Origin of the sequence: Lactiplantibacillus plajomi, assembly GCF_005405405.1 — a bacterium.
Classification (GTDB): Bacteria; Bacillota; Bacilli; order Lactobacillales; family Lactobacillaceae; genus Lactiplantibacillus; species Lactiplantibacillus plajomi.
This window is the reverse complement of record NZ_BJDZ01000048.1, coordinates 1-8,389: the sequence shown is the minus strand read 5'-3', so window position 1 is coordinate 8,389 and position 8,389 is coordinate 1. Positions and strand designations below refer to the sequence as shown.

Here is an 8,389-nt window from a genome sequence, read left to right as displayed (position 1 = left end):
TTTGACTTTGGTTTTAGGGGGGGATAAAAGGGGGGAGCGAAGCCCCCCTCTTTTCAAGCAGGAATAGGCAGACTTTTGCGAAGCAAAATGTATGTCATTCCGACAGCTTGCATTATTTGTTTTTTAATGTTAGGTTCAACGTGACCGAAAAGGAAGCGTTTATACTTACATTAACTCATTAAAAATCTAACCGCATAGGGCAGATTGATAATGATGATTCTTAGGGGTGAACTTCATGGCAAATATTAAAGCCAATTCAGATAAACAAACTAAACGAATTAACTTTCGTCTAAATGAACTTGAATACGAGAAGCTATCACAGTCAGCAAGCACTTACGGTCTAAAGGTTTCTAGTTATGCCAAACAGCTGGCTTTGAAATCAAATCTACGTAAGCCCTATTTTTCCGCCAGTGACACGCAACAAATCATTCTCGAACTAACCCGTCAAGGAACAAACTTAAACCAAATAACGCGGAAACTTAACCAAGGCGATCCTTTGACACCAGCCATGTTAGCTGAAATCAAAAAAATGCAGGAGGCGCAACGGCAACTATGGCGACAATTGCAAAAGTAACCAACGGCGCCAGTGCCGCTAGTGCGTTGGATTATGCGTTAGGTAAAGACAAGCCCCTGCATGAACACACGGAACGCTGGCTTGAAGAAAACCGACTAGAGCGTCTTGACGCCCTCAAAGATTGTCGTGCGGTGGCCGTTGGCGGGACTAATGGGATTGACCCAGTCATTGCCAAGGAACAATTTAAGGCCGTTCAGCAAGCGTTCAATCAAACAGCAAGACGCAATCAGGTGCTACGCATCACGCAATCTTTTGCCTTGAACGAGTTAGACCCTACGAATACCAGAGATTGGCAACGAGCTAATGACTTAGGCTGTGAGCTTGCTGAAAAGCTTTATCCTGACTATCAAACTGCTGTTTATACGCATCTAGACGGTCAAAATCACATTCTGCACAACCACATCATCATCAACAAGGTCAATCTTCAAACTGGTAAAAAGCTTGATGAGCGTAAGGGTTCTGCTGTTGAACGTGCTAGAAATGCCAATGACGAAATTTCCAAAGAGCAAGGCTGGAAAGTCATTGAACCCGTGCGTGAACACCAGTCCAGAACAGAACAGGACTTGACCAAAAAAGGGCAATACTCGTACATGCACGATTTACGAGGTCGAATTGATACTACTATGCAGGATACGTCTATTTGCGATTTTAAGACGTTCTCAGACGTTTTAGCTAGGTCCGGCGTAAATGTATCTGTTCGTGGTCAAAACGTCTCATACGCCTTTTTAGACGCCAATAAGAAGCAGAGACGTGCAAGGGGTAAACGACTCGGCACTGATTACGAAAAGGAGACGATTCTGAATGAGCTGGAGAGACGAACTAGAGAACGAACAGCACAGCAACTCGATCGTGAAGACCAAAGCCGAGCTACTGAACTTGTGCGAGAGACAACAAGTACAGATACAGCGCTTGAACAACGAGAACGACAAGCTCAATCAAGAAAACCAAGAATTGACCAACTTAGAAACGCAGTTAAGCCAATTGCAGACCACCTACAGCACTTTACAGGCGCAGTACGAGAGTTTGCTGGCAAAGTTGAACAACGAGTAATCGACAGCAAGCTGTATAAAGACGTGGCAAGTCGCTTCAAAGCTGACCTTGCTAAACAGGAGCAAGCCCGACAAAACGCTATCAAACAGGACTTAGCTAAGCGAATGGCACCAAAGAAACAACCGCAACAACCACAAAGAAGCTACTATCGAGAACCGGAGGGACGCTCAAGATGAGTCAAAACGAAGAATTAGCACGTCAAATTTTATTAGCCTACGCCAATGGCAAGGTGGATTTAAGTAAAGTCCCAGAGTTGCAAAGAATAGTCAAAGAAGCTGCTGCGGAACAAATGGCTTACACTGTCAACACTAACGACCTACAACAGAAACAAGCAGACGCATTGAAACGTTCAGAAATTTGGCTTAATGAGCAAGCACATGCCCGATTAGATGCGATTAACCCTGACCAACTCAAGCAAGAGTTTGTTACGTCCGTTGAGGATTACGAACGCCGTCTTAAGGCTCAGCAAAGCGAACTAGAATCTTTGCTTGAACAGTCTGAGAAGTCACGGCGTCAACAGTTCTGGCGCAACCTCATGCCAACTTTAGCAGGTAGCGCCGTTTGCTTGTTGCTAGTTGCTGTCATTTTCTTTGTGCTTGAAAAGCTAATTTATCAGGGAATTTGGCAAGGTTGGGGGTTGCACAAACTGTATGCTACCGTGCTCGCGATTCAGCCACAACACCCCTATGGTGCGATTGTGCTTGGCCTGCTTGGGTTTGTTTTATTAGCGGGCGCTCTTTATGCCAGTTTTTGGTTGCTTGTACATGCTGTCCAACAATTAGTCGATTTTAAGCCATCTAAGCTCTTGTTCTGGAAGAAGCAGAATAATACTCGCTGGTAGTCCCAAATGAGCCAATCAAGGGGTGCTCAAACAACTCAGAATCAATTGGAATCCTTCAAGGAACGCCGGAAGAATATATGGCTTGGTTAGGTTCTCCTTCAAAATATCAGTACAAATATCTTAAAAATAAGGTGCTTAATCCGGCCATTGAAGAAATCAACTGCAAAATCAATGATATGGAACTAGAACTGCTGCAGGCACTACGCGGCCGTAAGGTAGTACAGATTGAAATTCACAACAATTTCGCACGTAGAAAATCACTGCGATATCAGTAAATGCAACTAATCAAAATTTATGCTAGAATACAGTTAATCGAAATTACTCATGAGTATCACTAACCCGCACAGTCTGCTAGCTGTGCGGGTTTTTTTAATTAAAAAACCACCACCTCTGCTAGAAGATGGTGGCCGGTGCCAACGACTGAACTTAGTCGCTACTTACACTACTTGTGATTGTTCAGCTTGTCTTCTACTAGGAGCAGAATGACACCAACAAGTAGTGGCGCGATGATCGCAATATCGAAATTACTCACGAGTAATCACCACCTTTTGGCGCGGTATCACGCGAAAAGGCGTAGCGACTGAATCAGTATACCAAAAAGCAGGTTATAACTTCTTAACTGCCTTCTAAAATTAGGCAACTTTCATTATCGCCGCTATTGGTCGACACAATGACTGCTAACTACAATGCTTGCCTAAAGGCAAACATTGTATCTTATGAAAAGTCAAAGGAACTGCCTATAGCAACGCTTTTCTAACGCACTAACTCATGAAATGACCTCTGCAGGTGTAAAGGTCATTTATTATTTTGCTCACCAAACAAGCGTTGCCAAAAAGTTGCAGGCTTATCAGCACTATTTTCAACCGCTGTTGGCACTCCTGAGGCCCGTGCATGGATTTGCTCGTCTTTTTCTTTGGAATCACTCTCACGCTCATTTTTCGGTTTTTCAAGCTGCTTGAGCTTTTGTGCGGTCATCAACTGAAGCTGTTGTGACTGATCGAGCAACTTTTGCAATTTTTCTATTTGCTGGTCTTTGGCGGCAAACTGTTTGTCACGATCTGCTCTCAAATAAGCGATTTCGTCTTTCATAGTAGCAATAATGTCAATATTATTTTTGCCGCTATTTGTCGACGTTTGTCGATCTTTTTGGTGGTTATTTGGTGGCAAAGTCTTTGCTACTTTATTACGTATAATCCTTTCTAAATCGGAGCTGATCAGATTTCGTCCCTGGCTATCTTTTTGTCGCTTATTTGCTGGTAGTCTTTGGTAGTGATACTGGATTGTCTGTTTGCTAACACCCAGCTCATCCGCAAGCTCTTTGACTGTTTTGCTCATATGGCTTTCCTCATCTCGTGCAATCTAATGTCAATTATAGCAATGGCTACACACGACTACCCATAAAAATACCCGAAACGATCTTAGAAATCGTTTCGGGTCACTTATTTGAATCGGATTTTAGGCCTTATTTGAAGATGTTTCTGGGCGATCCGTTAGGGTACAATCTAACGGATCAATTTTTGAAAGTTTATCAGTTAGTAATCATTGAGCCACAAGCTGTAGCCATGTTGTCAATATCGCCGTCCCAATCATTAACAGTATCTTGCTGAGAATCCAGCGTTTCTCTCCTGCAGTATTCTCTACTGGAGAAATATTAGACAGAGGAAAAGCCAACAATTTTTTGTGCCGAAATTCTAGCATCATCTGCACAATGGTTAAGATAACAAACAAGACAATTGATGTCCACAAAATCATTACACGGACACTATCGTCCAAAGAAATTATCAGAAAATCGTTTATTGAATAGACTATCCAGCCACCTAAGAAAAACACCAATGATAAAATCTTTGTTGTGCTTTCCAATTTGACTAATTGGTTCACCTTCTTAAATAAAGTTGGATTTTCACCCAGATATTTAGCTACTTCTATATAGGCTTCACTACGCTTTTGATGCGCAGCTTGTCGCCGTACCAATATTGTCAAAAAAAGAGAACTTAATAACACTGTGAATCCAAGCACACCAAGCACTAATTGTAACAACCCCAATTAATCGCCTCCTTAAAAGCTAAGCAGCAATGAATGTCGCTGGTAATAGTTTAGCAGCCGTTCCAACAAGCGTAGCCGCTACTTCTGGAGCCATAATAATTGTTGCTATTAATACAACAGCTCCTGCCGCCCAAGGAATCCACTCCAGGTTTGGTTCATGTTCAGAAACGGGAACATAAATTGGTTTATAATCCTCAGCTGGGATCCCCAATCCATTTGGTTTAGTGTATATCTCAATACTCAATGAGGTTGTAACATTTTCCTGTTGGCCGTTAGTAACAACTGTTGTTGTAGACTCACAGACCACTTTAAACCCCAACATTCCATTTTTAGTTGACATTCCAACCTTTAGATTTCCATTGCCAATCATTGGCCCTAGTGTACCAAGCAAAGCCGTAAAGTCAAAATTCCTTGCAGCTTCGTGCGCCTCTTTGAATTTATTGATTTCAGCTTGTACTTGAGTGCCTAATTTGCCATCAGAAATTGTAAAACCTAGTGGAGCCCCACTGTCGTTGCTCGCAAAAGCACTTGATAGTTTAATATAAAACTCTGCCAAAATAGTTGACACATGAATTTCAGGGCCATCAACCTCTAAGGTCGGAATATCTGGTTGTAGTGGTTTTAACTGATAGGCATTATTAATTAAGGTGCGTGCAAATTCAAGGCGTACTGCATTAGGATCTACTTTAAAAGTTCCACTTCCTTGGTCTTTCCCTGAAGAAGCTACTTGGTCAATATCAACACCTGCAGCTGAGTATTCCACAAACTGATCAAATGCCCAATTTTTGGGCATTTTAAAACCTAGGTTTCCGCTCCAGCCATATGACATATCAGCGACGTAGGAATAAAGAATATTGGTCCCAGATGCAGCGGTTACGCGATTACATACATTCCGTGTTCCATATATCCCGATTTTGAAAATACTATTGTTCATAGCTTGGCTAATACCACGGAAATAAGGAATAATTGTGCCATCGATATCGCCACTTTGAACATCCACATCAACTGCAAAGTAAATCGTAGTTGCAGCCGGAAACCCTAACTTAGCAGCAGTACTACTTGCAACAAATCCGTCATGAATCCCCTGCTGTAGACTAAAGTAATCAAGCTCATAGCCACCATCTTCATATATTGGCACAACTTTTAGTCCAGCCTCAGTAAGATTTGCAAGTTCCGTGGAGGTCAAGTATTTATCACGTTCAGCAGCCCCTGCACCAACGCTGCCAGTTAGATAACGAGCAACTATTGAAAAATCGAATTGCTTTAGTTGTTTTGCCTGTGCAGCACTTAGTTGAGTTGCTGTATCAAAAGTATTTGAATCACGATTAGTATTGCCGTTGCTAGTCAACAATCCTTTGATGACGGTTAGGTCAGCTGTGCTATTAAATGGCGGTAAATTCATAAACTTACGAAAAGCTACCACTGCCGTTGCTACGTCTGAACTAAAATAGCCATCAAATGCCCCTGTATAAAAGCCGTTCACATACAAGCCGTATTGGATGACCTGGACAACGTCGCTATTGGCTCCCTGATTAACAGTAGGTGTAGCAGCAATTGTCCCTGGACCATAGTTACCATTTGCTTGCGCAGAACTCATACCGATTGCTCGTTGTAAGGCATAAATCAACGCTGTATTAGTTGCTCGTTGATAAACGCCATCACACGGCATCAATTCTTGTAATTCCCCAGAGAATTTACGATTGAGTGCTTGCTGCATGGTTCGGACCTTAGCATCGCCGCTTGAAACTAAGACGAAAGCCGCCATGTCAAACAAAGCCGCCATAAATGCCACTGTCACAGAACCATCAGCAGCAATGCCAGCGTCTTGCTGAAGTTCTTTAACAGCATTAAGGGTATTATTCGTGAACTCATTATTAAAGTCTACTGGACTAATCCCTTTGCACCAGAAAGCCCCTTGAATGAGTTGAGCAATGTTCCCCTTATATCCTGGTTTCAGATTACCTATTATGCCTATCTGGGCTTACCTGCCGAGCGTCAGTCGAGGCTTTTCCTGAACCACGCTTTTGATTTTGAATTTAGCGAGTGAACGAAGTGAACGCTGCAAACAAAATGTGAGCGTGATTTTCGCTCACTCCTTTTTGGTTTTTGGTCCTGATTTGGCATTTTGGGGCACGGAGACGAAGTCGGAGATCCCCGCCTCTTATATAACCTCTTTTAAAACCTCTTTTAAAACCTCTTTTAAGGGGGTGTTCTACCTTACTCTCCCAAGGGGTACAGGATGATTAAGGCATGGAATTGTCTGTTTAAAGGCATGGAATTGTCTGTTTAAAGGCATGGAATTGTCTGTTTAAAGGCATGGAATTGTCTGTTTAAAGGCATGTTAATTTGGGCATGAAATCCTTTTATATATGCTATAATAATTTTGAGGTGATTATATGAGCAATGAGTTAGTGAAATATCAACCCGAACTGAACACCATTCCACTCCGTAAATTCAGTCCTACAGAAATGAATCTGTTCTTTTCGATCATTAGTCGTATGCGGGATAAGGGCGACCAGACTGTACGCTTTAGCTTTGACCAGCTGAAAGACCTTAGTAACTACAAACCGACCGCCAATCGCCGATTTATTGACGACCTCAAGCGCACTTACAATCATTTGATGGACTTGCGTTTCGGTAGCCAAAGTAAAAGCGGGTTGTCATTTGAAAGATTTGTCATGTTTACCAAATTTAAAATCAACGGTGATGTGGAAGAACCATATGTTGACATAGAGATTTACAAAGATGCACTTCCCTTGCTAAACCATCTGGAGAGCTGGGTACGATACGCCCTAGTCGAGTTTCGTGACTTGAAGAGCAGCTATGCTAAAACGATGTTCCGTTTGTTGAAAGGTTATCGCACCACCGGTTACGCCTATTTTTCAAAATCCGATTTTATTGAATTGCTTGATATTCCAAAAAGTTACCGGCAGTCTAACACCGACCAATATGTTATTAGTCCAATCAAAGAAGAACTTACCCCCCTATTTCGTGGGCTAACTGTCCGCAAGAAATACGGTAAAGGGCGAGGAAAGCCTGTTATTGGCTATTCTTTTGCATGGAAACCTGAACGCAAAGATGCCGAAGATGTCCACGTCAGCAAGACTGAACGCCTGAAGAAAGCCAAATTCAATATCGAGCACAATGGCGAACTGTCCGACAAAGAAAAATGGCGGGCAATTGATAAAATCAAAGGTCTCAAGCTAGGAACGACCGAAGCGGAACATAATAAACAAGAACAAGAGGCGCGCGAAGAACAGATTCGTGCAGAGGAGCGACAAAAAATACTCGAAAAACTACGAAACGGAGGATTACGATGACCGAATTAGAACGTATTGCGAAACTAGAAAAGAAACTGAAAGTGCGTAAGCGCAAGGCACTAGCGAAGGAATATGAGAAGCTTGGCCGTAAATTTTACAAAAAAACTGGCGCTAAAAATATAACTACAGCCGAAAATATGCTCGACCATACGCCAGTTTTTGAAAAAAGAGAAACGGCTTCACCAACTTTAACTACAGAACAATTTCAGCAACTACAAAACATTGCTAATGCTATGACTTATAACGGCAACTTCTGGAAAATCGAAGACTTGAAAGATGTTAGCCAATGGTTGAGTCAGTTTCAAACAGAAAATGAGCAATCATAATGCCTTAAAAAGCCGATTTGCGAACAGCAAACTTTCGGTTTTTTTGTGCGGTTTTTTTTGTGTCCTTTTTTTGCAAAAAAAGGACAGGTTTTCGGGCTTGAATTTGTGCCGTTTTGCGAAGCGAAATCGGCATGCTTTTGACTTTGGTTTTAGGGGGGGATAAAAGGGGGGAGCGAAGCCCCCCTCTTTTCAAGCAGGAATAGGCAGACTTTTGCGAAGCAAAATGTATGTCATT

The 8,389-nt window shown here is 42.2% G+C and carries 9 protein-coding genes and 2 pseudogenes; 6 read left to right on the top strand and 5 right to left on the bottom strand.

Features of this window, described 5'->3' with window-relative positions; translation table 11 throughout:
• Window positions 1-235: 235 nt before the first annotated feature.
• The 4 genes and pseudogenes from FFM82_RS13115 to FFM82_RS13100 form a co-directional block, all read left to right on the top strand.
• Complete coding sequence (locus tag FFM82_RS13115; RefSeq protein ID WP_024748233.1) at window positions 236-574, top strand: plasmid mobilization protein; 339 nt, start codon at window positions 236-238, stop codon at window positions 572-574.
• Complete coding sequence (locus FFM82_RS13110; protein ID WP_012695384.1) at window positions 553-1,800, top strand: relaxase/mobilization nuclease domain-containing protein; 1,248 nt, start codon at window positions 553-555, stop codon at window positions 1,798-1,800. Before FFM82_RS13115 ends, FFM82_RS13110 begins: the two co-directional genes overlap by 22 nt.
• Window positions 1,797-2,465 carry a hypothetical protein gene (locus FFM82_RS13105; RefSeq protein ID WP_012695385.1) on the top strand — a complete coding sequence of 223 codons (669 nt, stop codon included), beginning with the start codon at window positions 1,797-1,799 and terminating at the stop codon, window positions 2,463-2,465. The genes FFM82_RS13110 and FFM82_RS13105 overlap by 4 nt, the downstream gene beginning before the upstream one ends.
• A 29-nt stretch (window positions 2,466-2,494) precedes the next feature.
• Window positions 2,495-2,740, top strand: a pseudogene (locus FFM82_RS13100) (replication initiation protein); the annotation flags it as partial.
• 167 nt (window positions 2,741-2,907) lie between these two features.
• Here the strand turns inward: FFM82_RS13100 and FFM82_RS13960 are convergent.
• The 4 genes and pseudogenes from FFM82_RS13960 to FFM82_RS13080 form a co-directional block, all read right to left on the bottom strand.
• Window positions 2,908-2,997, bottom strand: coding sequence for a type I addiction module toxin, Fst family (locus FFM82_RS13960; protein WP_487249779.1), 90 nt, complete (start codon window positions 2,995-2,997; stop codon window positions 2,908-2,910).
• A 263-nt stretch (window positions 2,998-3,260) separates the two neighbouring features.
• Entirely contained in the window at window positions 3,261-3,800 is a 540-nt protein-coding gene (locus FFM82_RS13095) for a DUF536 domain-containing protein (RefSeq protein WP_012695379.1), read from the bottom strand.
• A 204-nt stretch (window positions 3,801-4,004) separates the two neighbouring features.
• The gene (locus FFM82_RS13085; RefSeq protein ID WP_012695380.1) at window positions 4,005-4,508 is read right to left on the bottom strand and encodes a hypothetical protein; all 504 of its coding nucleotides are present in this window, start codon (window positions 4,506-4,508) and stop codon (window positions 4,005-4,007) included.
• Window positions 4,509-4,527: 19 nt separating this feature from the next.
• Window positions 4,528-6,477 (bottom strand): annotated as a pseudogene (locus FFM82_RS13080) (glycoside hydrolase domain-containing protein); the annotation flags it as partial.
• Between the two features lie 427 nt (window positions 6,478-6,904).
• Here FFM82_RS13080 and FFM82_RS13075 point away from each other — a divergent pair.
• Both FFM82_RS13075 and FFM82_RS13070 read left to right on the top strand, forming a co-directional pair.
• Entirely contained in the window at window positions 6,905-7,828 is a 924-nt protein-coding gene (locus FFM82_RS13075; RefSeq protein WP_012695382.1) for a replication initiation protein, read from the top strand.
• Window positions 7,825-8,154: a hypothetical protein gene (locus FFM82_RS13070; RefSeq protein ID WP_024748232.1), complete on the top strand. Its 330-nt coding sequence runs from the start codon at window positions 7,825-7,827 to the stop codon at window positions 8,152-8,154. Before FFM82_RS13075 ends, FFM82_RS13070 begins: the two co-directional genes overlap by 4 nt.
• 4 nt (window positions 8,155-8,158) lie before the next feature.
• Here FFM82_RS13070 and FFM82_RS13795 read toward each other — a convergent pair.
• The coding region (locus FFM82_RS13795; RefSeq protein ID WP_225425719.1) for a hypothetical protein at window positions 8,159-8,389 on the bottom strand (231 nt) is incomplete at its 5' end.